Below are 18228 nucleotides of genomic sequence, written 5' to 3'. Positions count from 1 at the left end.
GTCAGAAAAATTAATTTCTGACTTTTAAATTTAAGTAGGCTAATGGTTATGGTAAACCATTTATTAATGCTGTTAGTGCAGCTTCAGTACCGGTAGTGGTTTCTGATAAGGTAAACACTATGGTTCCGTTATCTACTATTGTTACTGGTTTGATAGCGTATCTCCAAACCCCATTATCTTCAGTCACAAAAATAACATGACATTCTAATCCAATTGGGATTTGTCCATAATGCTCGCTAAATAATTGTAAAGTATCATCAAAGGTATCCAAAGCTGCTAAACCAGACTCTTCTCCGTCGTATGATAAATAAATAGCACTATTAGAAAAATCATATCCGTTTGGTGCCTCAACTAGTAGTTGTGTTTTTGGTCTAGAATCGCTGTAAAAACGATCTACGTTTGACCATCCAAAACCTTGAAGGATGCCATAATACTCAGTTCCCTCTACAAAAACATCTGCACCTTGTGCTGGGTTATCTACTTCGTCCCAAGTTAGGTTATCTTCTGCATCAATCTGGCCTTCCCAAAGTGACATTAAAGGATCTGCACCGCCTGTTAAACTAGCAGGTATTACTAGTTGTAAACCACAATTGGTAGTTAATGGAATCCCGTTTTGGGTCGCTTCAATAAAAAACTCACCTCCTGATATTAATACACTTTTATCGCCATTTGGCATTTCACCCATGGTTGGTTTGTGTGTGGTTAGCATGCTTCCTTTGTCAAATAACTCTACGTATTCTAAATCTACTTGTCCGCTTACTGGGTTTCCGTTTAATGTTAAGCAGTTTCCGTTGATGTTTATTTGCACACCATTTGCAGACGTTAGTGTAATATTTCCATCGCTAGGATCAAATTGGAAATTTTGTGTGTGATTAGCTAAGGCGTTAGTTCTAATATTTTTAAATTCTTGCGCAGTAGCCGGAATAATGTTGTTTTGAGAGTCAAAATCATCATTATCATCTTGAGGATCACAACTAGTGAAAAATAAAGTGGTGATAAAAAAGGTTCCTAAAATTGTTTTTAAATGTTTCATAATTTTAAAGTTTAGTTGTTTTACAGCTTTATATAAACAGGGTAATGGTTTTGTTACCCTGTTTTAAGTGGTTTTTATTTTGTGTTTCCGTTTGCTATTATTTTGTAGGATACAATATCACCTTTGGCTACTAAATCAATCATTTTTTTAGCTGAAAATTCTGATGTAGAAAATCCCTTAGCATATCCTTTTTCGCTTTTAACTTCCCAAAAGTAAATACGACTATCTTTTTTAAGTAATTCGCTTCTTAGTACAAAGTAGTTGGTTATTTTTCGTTCTAAAACAACTTCAGTCTGTCCTACTATATTAGATCGTTTTTTAGCTTCAAATAATGTTGTTGCAGTCCCGGAAAATGTTCCGTTTGTTGTAGTTACTGTCCAGTCGTAAACTTGGATAACGTCATCGTTAGTAATTTCTAAAAATGTTGTTGAGTTACTAATTGGTTTTAATGTGTTAGCATTAGCGTTTAATAATCCTAATACTACTGTTGCGATAATTAAAATTGAATGTCTCATAATTTCTAAGTTTTAAATTTATTTTTAGTTTTTGTGTTGTCAGATTTTGTCTGTTACACCCTTATATCAAAACCATTTAAAATTTGTTACCCTTATTTACTTAAGTTTTTTTAAATTCGTTGGAAACAAAGGGTTTATGAGTGAGAAAAAAATACACGAAGACCAGAAGTATGTTGATGGCCTAGTGGCTAACAACTCCTTTATTATACAAGCTATCTATGATACGTTTGTCCCTAAAGTGATTAACTATATAAAGCAGAATAGTGGCGATGCAGATCAAGCGCAAGACATTGTTCAGGACACCATTATAACTATATATAATCAGGGCAGTCAAAAACAATTGCAATTAACGTGTCCTTTTGATGCTTACTTTTTTTTATTGTGTAAACGTAAGTGGTTAAACTATTTGAAAAAAAACAATAAAAAAGAGGTAACAATTAACGAAGAGGTGCTATCTAAAGATGACGACGCACAAGAGCTGTCTTTTGAAACCTCACTATTTGAAGATAAGCAAGTCTTATTTAATCAAATGTTTCAAAAACTTGGAGCGGCTTGTAAAGATTTACTTAAAGCAACCTTTAAAACCAAGTCAATGGAAGAAGTTGCTAAAAGTTTAGATATAAGTTATGCTTACGCACGAAAGAAAAAATCACTTTGTATCGGGCAATTAACCAAGTTAGTTCAAGAGTCGCCATCATTTAATCAACTTAATTATTAAAGTTATGGAAGCACAAGATTATACCCTTTTTGAATCTTATTTATCAGGTGATTTATCCAAAGAAGAACAAATCGCTTTTAAAGCTAGGTTAGACACTGACCATGCCTTTAAAGAAGCTTTTACTATCTATAAAGAATTTTCTTCCAACTTAGAACATAGCATTGGTAACGAAGAAAAAAATGCTGATTTTAAAGCTAATTTAGAAGCAATTTCTGCAAAGTATTTTAATAAAGAAACAACAACGGGTAATATAGAATCTAAAAAGACATTTAGTTTATACAAATATGCCATAGCAGCAAGTGTTGCTTTAATAATGGGCTTTTTTGTGTATAATCAGTTTTCAGGAGGCGCAAGTTACTCGGATTTTAACACACATCAAACGGTAGATTTTTCGGTTAGAGGATCAGAAGGTAATGTGGGGCTGTTAATTAAAACTACAAAAGCATTTAATAATAAGGAATATGAGAAGGCTAGGACTTATTTGGAAGAGTTACTACAGGACGACCCTGATAATGTGGAGTATAACTTTTATTATGCTATTACTAATATCGAGTTAGATAATTTCGCTAAAGCGGAAACAACTTTAGAGATAATCTCACAAGGAAGCTCTGCCTATATCAACAGAGCCAAGTGGTACTTAGCACTTAGTAAGTTAAAGCAAGATAAAAACGAAGCTTGTATTGCTATACTAAAGACAATACCGGCAGATGCAGATGATTATAGTCAAGCACTAACGTTATTGAAAAAAATAGAATAATAAAGACACCTTATATATAAGGACGTAAAATACTTATCTAAAAGTCATCATATCCATGATGACTTTTTTATTTTTGCCACATGATAATTACAGATACACATACACATTTATATAGCGAAGCTTTTGATGAAGATAGAAAAGCAATGATGGAACGCGCATTGGATGCAGGCGTATCTAGATTGTTTGTTCCTGCAATAGACAGTACATATACAGATAGTATGTTGCAGTTAGAAAAAGACTATCCAAAACAGGTGTTTTTAATGATGGGTTTACATCCAACACACGTAAAGGAAAATTATAAAGACGAGTTAGCACATGTTACAGAGATGCTTAACACGCATAAATTTTATGCTGTTGGAGAAATTGGTATAGACTTATACTGGGATAAAAGCACTTTGGAGATTCAGCAAGATGCATTTAGACAACAAATACAATTAGCAAAACAACATAATTTGCCAATTGTAATACATTGTCGTGATGCTTTTGATGAGGTATTTCAAGTTTTAGAAGAAGAAAAAGGTGACGATTTATATGGTATTTTTCATTGTTTTACGGGAAGTTTAGAGCAAGCACATCAAGCCATATCATATAACATGAAGCTTGGTATTGGAGGAGTAGCGACATTTAAAAACGGAAAAATAGATCAGTTTTTGAATCAAATAGATTTAAAACATATCGTTTTAGAGACTGATTCGCCTTACTTAGCACCAAAACCATACAGAGGTAAACGTAACGAAAGTAGCTACATTGTTAAGGTGGTAGAAAAGTTAGCGGAGATATATCAAGTCTCAGAACAGCAAATAGCAGATAGCACTACGGACAATTCAAAAATAGTTTTTGGGATATAAGTTTGCTTTATTAAGCATAAAGGTAAAACCTATTTGCTAACCTATACTTACACTATATTTGCAAGGACTGCGCATAATTATATATTTTAATTAAGCATAATAATTTTGGGTAACACCTACTAAGACTATGACTAAAACTATTCCTAATATACTCCTTATTTATACAGGTGGAACCATTGGTATGATTAAAGACCCTGAAACAGGAGCTTTGCGTGCTTTTGATTTTGAGAATTTATTAGTCCGTATACCAGAACTTAAGTTGTTAGAATGTACTATTGAAACGTATTCATTTAAACAGCCTATAGATTCTAGTAACATGAATCCTGACTATTGGATTCAAATAGCAGAAGTTATAGAGACTAATTATGATGCGTTTGATGGATTTGTAGTGTTACATGGTAGTGATACTATGAGCTATACTGCTTCAGCTTTAAGCTTTATGCTAGAGCATTTAGCAAAACCGGTCATTTTTACAGGGTCCCAATTACCTATTGGCGATCTACGTACAGATGCAAAAGAAAACTTAATTACATCAATACAAATTGCTTCTTTACAGTATTATAATAAACCCGTTATAAAAGAAGTTGGATTGTATTTTGAATATAAATTGTACCGTGCTAATCGTACCACAAAGATTAATGCAGAGCATTTTGAAGCATTTGCTAGTTTAAATTATCCAGATTTAGCAGAAAGCGGAGTCCATTTAAAGGTTAATAGCGAGTATTTGTTTAAACCAAATGCAAGAAAAGGCTTGGTGGTGCATAAAGCATTAGATTCTAATATTGCTTTAGTAAAGTTGTTTCCTGGTATTTCTAAAAACATATTAGAAAGTATTTTTAATACAGAAGGATTAAAAGGTGTTGTTCTAGAAACGTATGGCGCAGGAAACTGTTCTACAGAAGAGTGGTTTTTAGAATTGCTAAAAGACACTGTAAATAAAGGTATTCCTATTATTAATGTGACACAATGTTCAGGCGGAAGTGTGTTAATGGGGCAGTATGAAACTAGTGAAAAGCTTAAAAGAATAGGTTTAATCTCCGGAAAAGACATCACAACAGAGGCTGCATTGTGTAAATTAATGTATTTGTTAGGAGAAAATATATCTGCTAACTTATTCAAAACCATATATGAAACGGCGTTGCGAGGAGAAATGTCTTAAAATTAACCCATAAAATTTTAACTTATAGTTTTTTTTTTGTTATTTGCCCTACTGTAATTAGTAGTATTTACAGAGAGGTGGCCGAGTGGCTTAAGGCGCACGCTTGGAAAGCGTGTATGCGTTAATAGCGTATCGAGGGTTCGAATCCCTTTCTCTCTGCAAGAAATTTGAAACGGACGGGTGTTTTATTGAAATGGTTTTTACGTTATAAAAAAGCCTTTAATTGACAAACATCTTAAACTTTTGGATTTTTTTGATAACTTTTAGTAGTAAAAAGCAAAACTTATTGGTTTTACTTCAGCTCTTTTTGTTATTTTTATTTTTAATTACAATTTTTTTATATCTTTAACACTTTAACTAATAAAATTAAGAACAACAAAATGAAAAGAATTTTTTCTATCCTAGCCATAGCGTGTATCATGGCATTCGGAACTGCAAATGCAACTACTAGTGCTGCAATGACTGCTGCAACTACTGTAGTACTTACACAAGACGATACAACTACTGCTGCTGCAACTGCAGACGAAAACTTAACGTTTCACCAAGAACTTAAAAAACGTTTTATTGAAGGTGGACCAGGTTTTATGGGTATTGTATTATTATGTTTAATTCTAGGATTAGCAATAGCTATCGAAAGAATTATCTTTTTAAATTTATCTACAACTAACTCTAAAAAGTTAACTCAAGATGTAGAGGATGCACTTCAATCAGGTGGTTTAGAAGCTGCTAAAGAAGTTTGTCGTAACACAAAAGGACCAGTTGCCTCTATCTTTTACCAAGGTTTAGACAGAGCAGATGGAGACTTAGAGTCTGCTGAAAAAGCTGTTGTAGCTTACGGTGGAGTTCAAATGGGACAATTAGAGAAAAACGTATCTTGGATTTCTTTATTTATCGCATTAGCACCAATGTTAGGGTTCATGGGAACTGTAATTGGTATGATCCAAGCTTTCGATAAAATTGAAGCAGCTGGAGATATGCAACCATCATTAGTAGCAGGGGGTATTAAAGTAGCCTTATTAACTACTGTATTTGGACTTATTGTAGCAATTATATTACAAATTTTTTATAATTACATTATCGCTAAGATAGATAGTATTGTTAACGATATGGAAGACTCTTCTATTAACTTAATGGATATGTTATCTAAGTACAAGAAATAATTTACTCAATAACTAACTTTAAAAATTAAAGAATATGCACAAGATTTTAAAAATAGTTGCTTTAGTATTGAGTTTAGCTGGTATCGGAGTTTTAGTAAATATTATTGTAAAAGGAGATGAAACTATTAAAGCAATGGCTTTAGATGGTGACACTTCAGTTGTAGAGCCAATGGCTATTATAGCTTACATAACATTAGGACTAGTATTAGCATTTGTATTGTTTTTTATCTTAAAAAACTTATTTACAAGTGGTAAATCACTAAAAAGTACATTAATTGGTTTAGGTGCTTTTGCAGCTGTCCTTTTAATTGCTTATGTTGTTTCAGGAGGAGATACTAACATCTATAAATACAATGGATTAGTAGCATCAGAAGGCGAGTCTACAATGGTAGGTGCTGGATTAGTAGCATTTTACATCCTTATTTTAGGTGCAATTGCGACGATGTTTTTTTCAGGTATTAAAAAATTAATTAAATAATTATGGCAAAAAGATCAGCACCAGAAGTTAATGCCGGCTCTATGGCTGACATTGCCTTCTTATTATTAATATTCTTCTTAGTTACAACAACTATTGAAGTAGATTCTGGTATTAGTTCAAAACTGCCACCAGATGAAATCATCGATCCACCTATAATTAAGCAGAAAAACATATTTACTGTCGAGTTAAACAAGGACAACCAAATGTTGGTTGAAAATGAGTTAATGGATGTCAAAGATTTAAAAGCAGCAGCTTTAAAATTTATTGATAACGGTGGAGGAGAGAATGCAGAAAAGAAGAAATGTGATTATTGTAATGGTGCTAAAGACCCTTCGTCTTCAGATCATCCTCAAAAAGCAATTATCTCTATAACGCATTCTAGAGCTACAGATTACAATACGTTTATTGTAACTTACGATCAATTGGTTAGTGCTTACACTGAATTAAGAGAACGTTTAGCGCAAAGGCTTTACAGACGTTCTTTTAAAGAAATGGAGTTGACTTATGATGATTCTAAATCACCTCAATTTAAAAGTGAAAAGTTAAAAGCTAAAATTGATGATATTAAGGACAAGTATCCTAGAATTATCTCTAAAGCAGAACCTAAATAATTTATTAAACTATGTCAAAATTCAAAAAAGAAGGCAGTAAAGAATTGCCAGCTATTTCTACAGCATCTCTACCGGATATTGTATTCATGCTATTATTCTTTTTTATGGTAGCAACCGTAATGAGAGACAGTAGTTTGAAAATTAAAAATAATTTACCTTCTGCTGCGGAAACTGAAAAATTAGGTCAAAAAAACTTAATCATGTTTATATACGCTGGGAAACCAAGTGACCAATATAAAAGCATGGGTGAGGAACCTAAAATTCAATTAAACGATAAGTTTGCTGAATTGAAAGAGATCGCGGCTTTTGTGGCTGCAGAGCGCGCATCTAAGCGTGAAGCTGAAATACCACAATTAATTGCAGCTTTAAAAGTTGATAAAGAAACAAACATGGGTCTTATATCAGATATCGAGCAACAATTACGTAAAGTAGGACAATTGAAAATTAATTATACTACTAAAAAAGGTAGTGGACTTAAATAAAAATTACTCTTAATTTTATAGCAAAAAGGTGTTTTGATTTTTTCAAAACACCTTTTGTTTTTTTATATCTTTATGGTAAAGGATTTATCTATAATTGCAAAACTAGATCATGTTTGTTCTGTTAGGTAATTCTGATTATTATATGCATTTGTTTTACGTATGAAATACATAATATTTTTATTTGCTGTTTTATTTTTTGCGCCAACTAGTTTTGCTCAAGAAGCAGTGGGTTATCAATCCGTTGTTGATTCGCTTTACAGAGAGGATCAATTTTATTTGGGTATAACCTATAACCTTTTGAGTAGCAAACCAGCTGAGGTCTCTCAAAATTCATTCTCAAGTGGTATTCACATGGGAGTTATAAGAGACATGCCAATAAATAAAAATAGAAACAAAGCTATTGGAGTAGGTTTAGGATTGTCTTTTAATTCTTATAATCAAAACTTATTAATTTCAGAGAGTAATGGAGTAACATCATTCTCAGTGCTTGATGAAGACGAAACAAGCTATTCTAAAAATAAATTTTACACTTATATAGTAGAAATGCCTATTCAATATAGATGGAGGACATCTACGCCAACTGAATATAGTTTTTGGAGAATTTATACTGGTTTTAAAATGGGATATGTGTTTGCCAATGGGACTAAATATTTAGGAGATTCTGAAGATATCAAATTGACTAATTCCGATGCTTTTACTAAGCTTCAGTATGGATTAACGTTGAGTGCTGGTTACAATACGTGGAATTTTTATCTGTACTATGGACTGAATACGATGTTTGATAATCAAACTATAGATTCTAAGTCTTTAGATATGTCTTCAATCAAGGTTGGTTTAATGTTTTATATTTTATAACCAATACTTTAATACTATTAATTGCGGTATAATCCCAATTAGTAACCCTGCTAATAACTCTTTAGGTGTGTGTGCTTCCAGATATAATCTAGAGGTCGCTACTGCACCTGTAATTATTGCAAACAAGGCTAAGCTACCATTTATATTGATACTAAAATGTATCGCAAACGCAACAAAAAACATAAATACACCACCTGTAGCAATTAAGTGTATACTGGCCTTAAATTTTAATAGTGCTAGTGCAAGGCAAGTTAAGTTTGATAGTAGTACAGCTACAAAAAAGTAGTGTAACTCTGCTATTTGATTTTCTGGAAATACACGGTATATAATTAAACTTACAATAACGCAATTAACAACCAATGGTATAATACGTTCTTTAGTTGTTTTTAAATGTATAGTCTCCGTTTTACCTAATGTTTTTAATAGAAAATAAACCATTATAGGTAACACTACAGAAAGTATAGTTATGGAAACTAACTTAGCATATACAAACGGTTCTGGACTAAAACGTGGTGATTTTGTAAAATAGAAATGAATTGCCAATAAAGGCATTATTATAGGATGAAAAACAACCGATATGCTTTTAATTATCCATTTCATTTTAAATAGGTATTGAGCTGTTTGTAAGTGTTAATGTTTAGTAATTGATAACATTAGATTTTCTTACGTAATCTAGCAACAGGTATGTCTAGTTGTTCTCTATATTTAGCAACAGTACGGCGCGCAATAGGATACCCTTTTTCTTTTAATATTTTTGCTAATGCAGCATCTGTTAAAGGCTTTTTCTTGCTTTCTTCTTCAATAACAGTTTCTAATATTTTTTTGATTTCTCTTGTAGATACTTCCTCTCCTTGATCATTAGTCATTGATTCAGAGAAAAATTCTTTAATCAATTTTGTACCATATGGTGTGTCAACATACTTACTGTTTGCAACACGCGAGACTGTAGAGACATCCATTTCTATCTCGTCAGCGATATCTTTAAGAATCATAGGTCTTAAATTACGCTCATCACCGGTTAGAAAGAACTCTTTTTGGTAATTCATAATAGAACTCATAGTAACAAATAAAGTCTGTTGACGCTGCTTAATAGCGTCTATAAACCATTTTGCTGCGTCTAGTTTTTGTTTGATAAACATAACCGCATCTTTTTGCGACTTAGATTTGTCTTTACTTTCTTTGTAACCTTTAAGCATGTTATTATACTCTCTAGATACATGCAGTTCTGGTGCATTACGACCATTTAATGTTAGTTCTAATTGGCCATCTACTATTTTTATTGCAAAATCAGGTACGACGTGTTCTACAATTCTATTGTTACCTGCGTATGATCCTCCTGGTTTTGGATTTAGACGTTCAATTTCGTGAATGGCATCTTTTAATTGAATTTCAGTAATATCAAATTTCTGCATTAATTTTTTGTAATGCTTTTTTGTAAACTGATCAAATGCATTATCTATAATGTCTGTGGCTAATTGTACATCTGGTTGTTTCTCTTTTCTATGTAATTGTATACTTAGACATTCTTGAAGGTTTCTTGCACCAACACCAGCGGGATCTAATTGATGTACTATTTTTAAGACTTTGCCAACTTTTTCTTCATCTGTATACACACTTTGCGTAAATGCTAAGTCGTCTACAATATCACTTAATACACGACGGATATATCCGCTCTCATCAACACTACCTACTAAAAACTCGGCAATATCACGTTCGTCATCAGACAAGCGGTACGTATTTAATTGGTTTACTAAATGTTGCGTAAAAGATGTTCCGGCAGCATAAGGGACACTTTTTTCTTCATCATCCGCGCTGTAATTGTTTACGCTTGTGCGGTAATCTGGTATTTCGTCATCGCTTAAATAATCATCTACATTAATATCTCCAGCATCTATTGTTTCGTTATCATCAAAGTCATCTTGAGTATTATCCAGATCGTTATCAAACTCGTCAACATTTTCTTCCTTCCCAGTATCTAATGCAGGGTTTTCTTCTAACTCTTGCTTTAAACGTTGTTCAAATGCTTGCGTTGGCAACTGTATCAATTTCATTAATTGAATTTGTTGTGGCGACAACTTTTGCGATAATTTGAACTGTAAATATTGTTTAAGCATGATTTGTTTTAGAATTAGGATAAAAATAAAAAAAACAATCTACATTTTTGATTTTAGTAGATTGTTTTAATATATAATTTTATTAATTAGATAAACGGTTTTGTTTCATAGTTTATCTAAGCTAGTTTAAAACTCAGCATTTTGAGGTGTTCTAGGGTAAGGTATTACATCTCTGATGTTTCCCATTCCTGTTGCAAACATTACTAAACGTTCAAAACCTAAACCAAAACCAGAGTGTACTGCAGTTCCGTATTTACGTAAATCTAAGTACCACCATAATTCTTCTTCAGGAATATCTAGTACAGCCATTTTTTCTTTTAAAACGTCAAGACGTTCTTCACGTTGCGATCCTCCTACTATTTCTCCAATACCTGGAAATAAAATATCCATAGCTCTTACCGTTTTTCCATCTTCGTTTAAACGCATGTAAAAAGCTTTGATATTTGCTGGGTAATCAAATAATATTACAGGACATTTAAAATGCTTTTCTACTAAAAAGCGTTCGTGTTCTGATTGTAAATCTGCACCCCATTCTTCAATAATATAATTGAATTTTTTCTTCTTGTTAGGCTTAGAGTTTCTTAAAATATCAATAGCTTCAGTATAACTAACGCGTTTGAAATTGTTTTCTGTTACAAACTTTAATTTCTCGATTAAAGATAATTCGCTACGCTCTGCTTGAGGCTTCGTTTTTTCTTCATCTAAAAGACGCTTGTCTAAAAACTCTAAATCGTCTGCATTATGTTCTAATACATAAGAAATAACCGATTTCATAAAGTCTTCAGCTAAATCCATATTACCCGCTAAGTCCATAAAAGCAACCTCAGGTTCAATCATCCAAAATTCTGATAAATGACGTGATGTGTTTGAGTTTTCTGCTCTAAATGTTGGTCCAAAAGTATATACTTTACCTAAAGACATGGCGTATGTTTCTGCTTCTAATTGACCAGAAACAGTAAGGTTTGTGTCTTTTCCAAAAAAGTTTTTAGTTTGGTCTACGCTACCATCTTCTGTTAATGGTGGATTTTTTTGATCTAAAGTACTTACTCTAAACATTTCTCCTGCTCCTTCTGCATCACTACCTGTTATTATTGGCGTGTGCATGTAGTAAAACCCATTGTCGTTAAAGTATTTATGTACCGCAAAAGATAATGCAGATCGTAAACGCATAACTGCACTAAACGTACTAGTACGCGTACGTAAATGTGCATTTTCTCTTAAAAACTCAAAACTGTGTTTTTTAGGTTGAATTGGATAGGTTTCTGGATCAGAATCTCCTAAAATTTCAATTTTAGTTACTGTTACTTCAACAGATTGTCCTTTTCCTTGACTTTCTACAAGTTCTCCTGTTATGGAAACTGCAGCACCTGTTGTAATACGTTTTAATAGTGCTTCGTCTGTGTTTTCAAAATCGACTACACATTGGATATTATGTAATGTTGAACCGTCATTTAAAGCAATAAATCTATTAGCTCTAAAGGTACGAACCCAACCTTTTATTTGTATTTCTTGTAATTTGGTTTCTTTAAGTAAAGTTGCTACTGTAAATGATTTCATTTTTAAAAAATTTAATTAAAAATAGAGTGTTCTCTTTTATTTTTCTTCGGAAACAGATGTGTTTTCATCATCATCGTCTCGTGGTATAATATTAATTGTTGGCTCTTTTAATACTTGTTTATTGGCAATGCTTCGTTCTAAAGATAATAATAACGATGGTAATAAAAGTAAGTTAGATAACATCGCAAATAATAGTGTTACTGATACTAATGCACCCAATGCTACTGTACCTCCAAAACTTGAAATTATAAATACAGAAAATCCGAAAAACAATACTATAGATGTATAAAACATACTAACACCTGTTTCGCGTAAAGCGCCATAAACAGATTTTTTTATTTTCCAATTATTGGCCTGTAATTCTTGTCTGTACTTTGCCAAAAAGTGAATGGTGTCATCCACAGATATTCCAAATGCAATACTAAAGACTAATATGGTTGAAGGTTTTATTGGCACACCAATGTAACCCATTAATCCAGCAGTTACGACTAACGGTAATAAGTTTGGAATTAATGACACAACTATCATTCTAAACGATCGAAACATATATGCCATAAATAGCGAAATTAAAATAACAGCTAAAGACAATGATATGGCTAGGTTTTTTACTAAATATTTTGTTCCTTTTTGAAAAACTAATGCTTTACCAGTCATGGTTACATTGTACTGTTCTTCGGGAAATACATTAGTAATTTTATCTTGTAAATTTTCCTGAATACGCTCCATTTTGTCAGTCCCAATATCTTTCATAAAGGTGGTGATACGCGCATATTGTCCAGTACTATCAACAAAGTTTTTTAGTAAATCGACATTTGAAGTCGAGTTTTTAGCATAGGATAATATAAAGTTATTTTCCATACTAGTTGGTAATTGGTAGTATTTTGGATTACCGTTATAGTAAGCTTGCTTAGAATATTTTACTAATCCTACAATTGAAATAGGTTTAGAAAATTCAGGAGTCTCGTTTATAAACTCTTCAATTTTATTCATTCGTTTTAAGGTAGCCAATTTCATAACGCCTTGCTTACGCTTGGTGTCAATCATTATTTCTAAAGGCATGATACCATCAAATTCTTCTTCAAAAAATCTGATATCTTGAAAAAATTCTGCTTTTTTAGGCATGTCTTCTATCAGACTTCCAGATATTTTTATTTGAAAAATACCAATCAAGCATACAATTAGTAAAACAATAGAAGTAATATAAATAGTAATACGTTTGTCTTTTACCATACGTACTGTCCAGTTTACAAAACCACCAATCCAACGCTTGTTTAGATGTTCTAAATGGCGCTCTTTAGGATAAGGTAAAAAGGTGTAAATTATTGGTATAATTAAAAGACACAATACAAAAATAGCAAGTATGCTTAGTGAGGCAACAACACCAAACTCTTTAAGTAATGTGCTTTCCGTTAAGATAAATGTAGCAAAACCAGAAGCAGTAGTTACGTTTGTCATTAATGTGGCATTACCAACTTTGGTAATAACACGTTGTAAACTTTTTACTTTATTACCATGCGACTTGACCTCGTGTTGGTATTTGTTTATTAAGAATATACAATTTGGGATTCCGATAACAATTATTAATGGCGGAATTAAGGCTGTTAGTACTGTGATTTCATACCTAAGCATCCCTAGGATTCCTAACGTCCACATTACACCAATGCAAACAACAACTAATGATATTAGTGTGGCTCTAAATGATCTGAAAAACAAAAAGAAAATTAATGAGGTGACTAATAACGCAGCAAGAACAAATAGATTAATCTCATCTACTATATTTTGAGCATTAAGTGTTCTAATATAAGGCATTCCAGAAACTCTAACATCTAAGCCTTCTGCTTTTTCAAAAGCCTCTATTTTTTTGACTAGATTGTCTACTATAAAGTCTTTTCTTGCAGGCGTATTAACTATATCTTTTTTTAAGTATATGGCTGTTCTAACCGTTTTGGTTTCTTTATTAAATAAAAAGTTATCGTAAAAAGGATATTGGTTAAATAGCTGATCTTGAAGTTTTTCGATTTCTGCTATAGTTGAAACCGAATCTTTTATAAACGGTTCTAGCGTAAATTTTTCGTGTTCTTGATCTTTTACTAATTTTTGTAGGTCTTTTATTGAAACTACTGTTTCAACTTCTGGTGCGTTTCTAAAACTATCAGAAAGGGCATTCCAGGCATTTAACTTTTCTACGGTAAATAGTGTCGTGTCCTTGACACCTAAGACCACCAGGTTACCTTCTTCTCCAAAGACTTTTAAAAAGTCGTTGTAAGTTATATTTACTTCATGGTCGTCAGGAAGTAGGTTGGCTTCACTATACGTAAAACGCATATACTTCCATTGTGTACTAAAAAGTATAGTAACGACAACTACTCCAAGAAGAATAGTTATTTTGTTGCGCAAAATTAATCTTGCTACAACGTCCCAGAAATTTGCTGAAAATAGTTTAAACATAATGCTCTAAAAAACGGAGCAAAGGTATATAAATCCATTGTATTTAGTAAGACAAATTTAGTTTTATAATGTAATATTAAAAGTGAATTTTATTGCGATATTATCTTCTTCGTTAGGTAAGTGATAAGCACCATATCTGTAAGTCCCGCTTAGTCCAAAACCGAATAGCAATTTGTTAATCTCAAAACCACTTTCTGTGTATCCATGATCTAGCGTACCAAAATTTACGTTTTCATGTCTAGATATATTATTCATGTTACCTAGTGCGTAACGCGTAACTAACACTAGTTGTGGATTAAAGTGTTTAGCTATGGCAAAAGGTTTTACATAATGTTTAACAACAAGTGTAGAGAATCTGTCCGAGAAAAACTCGTTAAAATACATGGTTTCAAAACTGTTTATACCGGCTACAGAAAATCGTTGCAAAATGGTTTCTTTAGTAATGTTGTTAGGGTAGGCATGATAGAGATGCGTTAAAGGCGTGTTTCCATGTGCTATACCGGCAGATAAAGTCCCTATGGTGTATGAGTGTTTGTTGTGTTTTATTTTATGAATGGTTCTAAAATCTAACTTAGAAAAATTAAAGTCCGCGTTAAGTACATCTCTAAAACTTTTGGTGTATTGTAATGTAAATTTTGGATACCCTTCATTTTTTATAGTAGCGCCTTCTTTATTTTTTTCGGTATTATTAAATGGATCCCATTGCAATGCTATTTTTGCGGTTGTAGTTTCAAAACCGCTATACTTTTGTCCATTAAGATTATAGTTATAAGCATAAGTTGGTCTTATGTTGCTTATTGCTAATTCCGTTTTTGTATAAAGTTCTGGGGTTATCTCATGTTCTAAAGATATAGAAGAAGTGATATGTTTATGAAATAAATCTATGTTTAGTAATCGCGGCTCGAAAAAAGAAAACGATCGGGTATCTGTTATAAAGGCAGAACTTCCTGTTTCTTTTAAATCGTCAACATAAGAAATGTTAAACCAAGTTTTGGTGTCTTTGTTGATTCTAAATCCACCACCTATTTTGTATTTAAAACTATCGTCTTTAAATCCGTAAACTAAGTAAGAATCAATTCTGTATTTTTCTGAAAATTTATCGTTTGTAATTCCGCCTAAACCTGTTCTAAATCCTTCGTATTGGTTAAATTTAATTAGGTAACGCAAATCAAAATTCCATACTTTGGTAGGAAAAAAACCATTTCCAATTTGCTTTAAAAGTTCTCCGGATTTTGTAGAATCACTTACTTTTAAATTGTTACCCTCAGGATCCTGGGCGTAACTAGAAGTTATACTAAAAAAGCTTAATATAACTAGACAGTAGTTAAGCTTTAATAATTTATAGTGCTGCATTTATTGCTTTGGTAAGTACCGTTTTTATATTGGTTCTATAACCTATTTCTTTAGCTACAATATGTCCTTCTTTATCAATAACGATTGATGTAGGATAGCTTTGAACACCATACGTGGTAATAACGTCATTGGCATTAGGTGCGATTGTAAAGTTGAAATCTGAGTTTTCTAAAAATTGTTCTACTAAATCTTTAGAATTAAAAGTGATAGCCAAAAACTTGACTTTTTTATCCTTGAAGTTAGCCGTTAGTTTGTTTAGTTCTGGCATTTCTTTAACACAAGGTCCGCATTTAGTAAACCAAAAATTAAGTACCACAACATGTCCCTTTAGTTCAGATAATTTAATGGTGTTTCCGTCTAAATCTGTGGTAATAAAGTCTAACGCTTTTTCGCCTTTAGTAAAATTAGCTTCAGGATTTTTAGCTATAACATTGTTAGCCGCTTTAACACGTTTAAATACAATCGATTTTATGGCTTTGTTTTGATCTACGTAAAATAAGGGTTTGTAGTCAGAGTTAGTCATTAATTGTACTTGCGACATTGGTAAAAGTTTACCTTTTTCGTTGTACAATAATACATCTGGAGTAATTGCTATCTCCATAGTTTTTACTTCCTCATCGGATAAAAGACGTTGGTCTGAAGGTAAAAACTTATAGTCTTGTGCTTGTAGTAAGCCAAAACATAAAAATGCCAATAAGAAAGCAATAGATTTTAAAAACTTCATAAGTATTAATTTAAATACTAAAACGTTTAATTTTAATAAAAGTTATAAAAAAAGCGACTAATTAGTCGCTTTTAAGATTATACTGTCATGATCTCAGTTTCTTTACTAGAAAGCAGTTCTTCAATTTTCTTAACGTATTTATCCGTTAATGCTTGTACATCTGCTTCTGCGTTTTTCTGAATATCTTCAGAAGCATCTTCCGTTTTCTTAATATCGTTGTTTGCATCTTTACGTGCACTTCTTATACCAACTTTAGCATCTTCAGATTCTACTTTTGCTTGCTTGGCAAGTTCACGTCTACGCTCTTCAGTTAATGGTGGTACACTAATAATTAATAAATCACCATTATTCATTGGGTTAAAACCAAGATTGGCAATCATAATTGCTTTTTCTATAGCTTGAAGCATGTTTTTTTCCCAAGGTTGTACTGTAATTGTACGACCATCAGGTGTGTTAACGTTGGCAACTTGACTTAATGGTGTCTGCGACCCATAATAATCAACCATAACACTTCCTAACATGGCAGGACTTGCTTTTCCAGCCCTAATGTTTACAAATTGTTTTTCAAGATGCTTAATGGCTTTTTCCATTGCTTCTTTTGTGCTGTCTATTATAAATGTAATGTCTTCGTTCATGGTAATGTGATTTAATACTTATTGACTTTCAAAAAGCGAGCCAATTTTAAACGTAATATAGTATTCTAATTATAAACTTACTTGTGTTCCTATTTTTTCTCCTGACACTACTTTCATTAAATTCCCTTTTGTATTCATATCAAATACAATAATTGGAAGGTCATTTTCTTGACTTAATGTAAATGCTGTAGTATCCATTACTTTTAGACCTTTACGTAAAACGTCATCAAAAGTGATGTGATCAAATTTAATAGCTGCGCTATCTTTTTCTGGATCTGTATTATAAATACCGTCTACACGTGTTCCTTTTAAAATAACATCAGCTTCAATCTCAATAGCTCTTAAAACCGCAGCAGAATCTGTAGTAAAATAAGGATTACCTGTTCCACCTCCAAAAATAACAACACGTCCTTTACGTAAATGGCTCATTGCTTTTCTACGGATAAAAGGTTCTGCAACTTCGTTAATTTTAATGGCAGTTTGTAATCTAGTTTTAATGTCAGCATCTTCTAGTGCTTGCTGTAAAGCTAAACCGTTAATAACGGTTGCAAGCATTCCCATATGGTCACCTTGTACACGATCCATTCCATTCATAGCCCCAGCCACACCTCTAAAAATGTTTCCGCCACCAATAACTATGGCTACTTCAACACCTTTTTCTGTAACTGCTTTAATTTCTTGAGCATATTCAGAAAGGCGTTCTGGATCTATACCATATTGACGGTTTCCCATTAGGGCTTCACCTGATAATTTTAGGAGTATGCGTTTATATTTCATGTGT

Annotated in this window: 19 protein-coding genes and 1 tRNA gene; 10 read left to right on the top strand and 10 right to left on the bottom strand. The window is 32.4% G+C overall.

What is annotated here, in order from left to right:
* Positions 1-46 precede the first annotated feature (46 nt).
* Both BMZ09_RS05020 and BMZ09_RS05015 read right to left on the bottom strand, forming a co-directional pair.
* Positions 47-1033: a hypothetical protein gene (locus tag BMZ09_RS05020; RefSeq protein ID WP_090838084.1), complete on the bottom strand. Its 987-nt coding sequence runs from the start codon at positions 1031-1033 to the stop codon at positions 47-49.
* Between the two features lie 74 nt (positions 1034-1107).
* Positions 1108-1548 carry a hypothetical protein gene (locus BMZ09_RS05015; protein ID WP_090838082.1) on the bottom strand — a complete coding sequence of 147 codons (441 nt, stop codon included), beginning with the start codon at positions 1546-1548 and terminating at the stop codon, positions 1108-1110.
* Between the two features lie 136 nt (positions 1549-1684).
* On the opposite strand from BMZ09_RS05015, the gene BMZ09_RS05010 reads away from it, so the two are divergent.
* The 10 genes from BMZ09_RS05010 to BMZ09_RS04965 all read left to right on the top strand — a co-directional run bounded on the left by BMZ09_RS05010 (position 1685) and on the right by BMZ09_RS04965 (position 8616).
* Complete coding sequence (locus BMZ09_RS05010) at positions 1685-2266, top strand: RNA polymerase sigma factor (RefSeq protein WP_090838340.1); 582 nt, start codon at positions 1685-1687, stop codon at positions 2264-2266.
* 4 nt (positions 2267-2270) lie between these two features.
* On the top strand, positions 2271-3023 hold the full coding sequence (locus BMZ09_RS05005; protein WP_090838080.1) for a tetratricopeptide repeat protein: 753 nt from the start codon (positions 2271-2273) through the stop codon (positions 3021-3023).
* A gap of 80 nt (positions 3024-3103) precedes the next feature.
* Complete coding sequence (locus BMZ09_RS05000) at positions 3104-3871, top strand: TatD family hydrolase (RefSeq protein WP_090838078.1); 768 nt, start codon at positions 3104-3106, stop codon at positions 3869-3871.
* Between the two features lie 127 nt (positions 3872-3998).
* Positions 3999-5030 (top strand): asparaginase, encoded by a 1032-nt coding sequence (locus tag BMZ09_RS04995; RefSeq protein ID WP_090838076.1) that lies wholly within the window; start codon positions 3999-4001, stop codon positions 5028-5030.
* A 71-nt stretch (positions 5031-5101) separates the two neighbouring features.
* Positions 5102-5189: transfer RNA gene (locus tag BMZ09_RS04990), tRNA-Ser, on the top strand.
* A 221-nt stretch (positions 5190-5410) separates the two neighbouring features.
* A complete protein-coding gene (locus tag BMZ09_RS04985) occupies positions 5411-6190 on the top strand; it encodes a MotA/TolQ/ExbB proton channel family protein (protein ID WP_090838074.1) in 780 nt (259 codons plus the stop codon).
* Positions 6191-6224: 34 nt separating this feature from the next.
* The gene (locus tag BMZ09_RS04980; RefSeq protein WP_090838072.1) at positions 6225-6668 is read left to right on the top strand and encodes a hypothetical protein; all 444 of its coding nucleotides are present in this window, start codon (positions 6225-6227) and stop codon (positions 6666-6668) included.
* A 2-nt stretch (positions 6669-6670) separates the two neighbouring features.
* Positions 6671-7279, top strand: a complete 609-nt coding sequence (locus BMZ09_RS04975) for an ExbD/TolR family protein (RefSeq protein WP_090838071.1) — start codon at positions 6671-6673, stop codon at positions 7277-7279.
* Between the two features lie 11 nt (positions 7280-7290).
* Complete coding sequence (locus BMZ09_RS04970; protein ID WP_090838069.1) at positions 7291-7761, top strand: ExbD/TolR family protein; 471 nt, start codon at positions 7291-7293, stop codon at positions 7759-7761.
* A 159-nt stretch (positions 7762-7920) separates the two neighbouring features.
* Positions 7921-8616, top strand: coding sequence for a porin family protein (locus BMZ09_RS04965; protein WP_090838067.1), 696 nt, complete (start codon positions 7921-7923; stop codon positions 8614-8616).
* Here the strand turns inward: BMZ09_RS04965 and BMZ09_RS04960 are convergent.
* The 8 genes from BMZ09_RS04960 to pyrH all read right to left on the bottom strand — a co-directional run bounded on the left by BMZ09_RS04960 (position 8611) and on the right by pyrH (position 18224).
* A complete protein-coding gene (locus BMZ09_RS04960) occupies positions 8611-9216 on the bottom strand; it encodes a phosphatase PAP2 family protein (RefSeq protein WP_090838065.1) in 606 nt (201 codons plus the stop codon). The genes BMZ09_RS04965 and BMZ09_RS04960 overlap by 6 nt on opposite strands.
* 53 nt (positions 9217-9269) lie before the next feature.
* Positions 9270-10730: an RNA polymerase factor sigma-54 gene (gene rpoN / locus BMZ09_RS04955; RefSeq protein WP_090838063.1), complete on the bottom strand. Its 1461-nt coding sequence runs from the start codon at positions 10728-10730 to the stop codon at positions 9270-9272.
* A gap of 126 nt (positions 10731-10856) precedes the next feature.
* Positions 10857-12287 carry an asparagine--tRNA ligase gene (asnS, locus tag BMZ09_RS04950; protein ID WP_090838062.1) on the bottom strand — a complete coding sequence of 477 codons (1431 nt, stop codon included), beginning with the start codon at positions 12285-12287 and terminating at the stop codon, positions 10857-10859.
* A gap of 36 nt (positions 12288-12323) precedes the next feature.
* Complete coding sequence (locus BMZ09_RS04945; protein ID WP_090838059.1) at positions 12324-14735, bottom strand: efflux RND transporter permease subunit; 2412 nt, start codon at positions 14733-14735, stop codon at positions 12324-12326.
* 63 nt (positions 14736-14798) lie between these two features.
* Positions 14799-16088, bottom strand: coding sequence for a DUF5686 family protein (locus BMZ09_RS04940; protein WP_090838057.1), 1290 nt, complete (start codon positions 16086-16088; stop codon positions 14799-14801).
* The gene (locus BMZ09_RS04935; protein ID WP_090838055.1) at positions 16075-16812 is read right to left on the bottom strand and encodes a peroxiredoxin family protein; all 738 of its coding nucleotides are present in this window, start codon (positions 16810-16812) and stop codon (positions 16075-16077) included. Before BMZ09_RS04935 ends, BMZ09_RS04940 begins: the two co-directional genes overlap by 14 nt.
* A gap of 77 nt (positions 16813-16889) precedes the next feature.
* Positions 16890-17447: a ribosome recycling factor gene (frr, locus tag BMZ09_RS04930; protein WP_090838053.1), complete on the bottom strand. Its 558-nt coding sequence runs from the start codon at positions 17445-17447 to the stop codon at positions 16890-16892.
* Between the two features lie 69 nt (positions 17448-17516).
* Complete coding sequence (pyrH, locus tag BMZ09_RS04925; RefSeq protein WP_090838050.1) at positions 17517-18224, bottom strand: UMP kinase; 708 nt, start codon at positions 18222-18224, stop codon at positions 17517-17519.
* Between the last annotated feature and the right edge of the window lie 4 nt (positions 18225-18228).

The organism is Olleya namhaensis (assembly GCF_900114005.1).
GTDB lineage: Bacteria > Bacteroidota > Bacteroidia > Flavobacteriales > Flavobacteriaceae > Olleya > Olleya namhaensis.
This window is presented reverse-complemented; position numbering and strand designations above follow the sequence as displayed.

Coding starts and splice junctions, on each gene's coding strand:
- BMZ09_RS04965 (WP_090838067.1), top strand. CDS start 7,921: ATGAAATACATAATATTTTTATTTGCTGTTTTATTTTTTGCGCCAACT.
- BMZ09_RS05020 (WP_090838084.1), bottom strand. CDS start 1,033: ATGAAACATTTAAAAACAATTTTAGGAACCTTTTTTATCACCACTTTA.
- BMZ09_RS05015 (WP_090838082.1), bottom strand. CDS start 1,548: ATGAGACATTCAATTTTAATTATCGCAACAGTAGTATTAGGATTATTA.
- rpoN (WP_090838063.1), bottom strand. CDS start 10,730: ATGCTTAAACAATATTTACAGTTCAAATTATCGCAAAAGTTGTCGCCA.
- BMZ09_RS04935 (WP_090838055.1), bottom strand. CDS start 16,812: ATGAAGTTTTTAAAATCTATTGCTTTCTTATTGGCATTTTTATGTTTT.
- BMZ09_RS05005 (WP_090838080.1), top strand. CDS start 2,271: ATGGAAGCACAAGATTATACCCTTTTTGAATCTTATTTATCAGGTGAT.
- BMZ09_RS05000 (WP_090838078.1), top strand. CDS start 3,104: ATGATAATTACAGATACACATACACATTTATATAGCGAAGCTTTTGAT.
- pyrH (WP_090838050.1), bottom strand. CDS start 18,224: ATGAAATATAAACGCATACTCCTAAAATTATCAGGTGAAGCCCTAATG.
- BMZ09_RS04985 (WP_090838074.1), top strand. CDS start 5,411: ATGAAAAGAATTTTTTCTATCCTAGCCATAGCGTGTATCATGGCATTC.
- BMZ09_RS04945 (WP_090838059.1), bottom strand. CDS start 14,735: ATGTTTAAACTATTTTCAGCAAATTTCTGGGACGTTGTAGCAAGATTA.
- frr (WP_090838053.1), bottom strand. CDS start 17,447: ATGAACGAAGACATTACATTTATAATAGACAGCACAAAAGAAGCAATG.
- BMZ09_RS05010 (WP_090838340.1), top strand. CDS start 1,685: ATGAGTGAGAAAAAAATACACGAAGACCAGAAGTATGTTGATGGCCTA.
- BMZ09_RS04980 (WP_090838072.1), top strand. CDS start 6,225: ATGCACAAGATTTTAAAAATAGTTGCTTTAGTATTGAGTTTAGCTGGT.
- BMZ09_RS04940 (WP_090838057.1), bottom strand. CDS start 16,088: ATGCAGCACTATAAATTATTAAAGCTTAACTACTGTCTAGTTATATTA.
- BMZ09_RS04975 (WP_090838071.1), top strand. CDS start 6,671: ATGGCAAAAAGATCAGCACCAGAAGTTAATGCCGGCTCTATGGCTGAC.
- BMZ09_RS04970 (WP_090838069.1), top strand. CDS start 7,291: ATGTCAAAATTCAAAAAAGAAGGCAGTAAAGAATTGCCAGCTATTTCT.
- asnS (WP_090838062.1), bottom strand. CDS start 12,287: ATGAAATCATTTACAGTAGCAACTTTACTTAAAGAAACCAAATTACAA.
- BMZ09_RS04960 (WP_090838065.1), bottom strand. CDS start 9,216: ATGAAATGGATAATTAAAAGCATATCGGTTGTTTTTCATCCTATAATA.
- BMZ09_RS04995 (WP_090838076.1), top strand. CDS start 3,999: ATGACTAAAACTATTCCTAATATACTCCTTATTTATACAGGTGGAACC.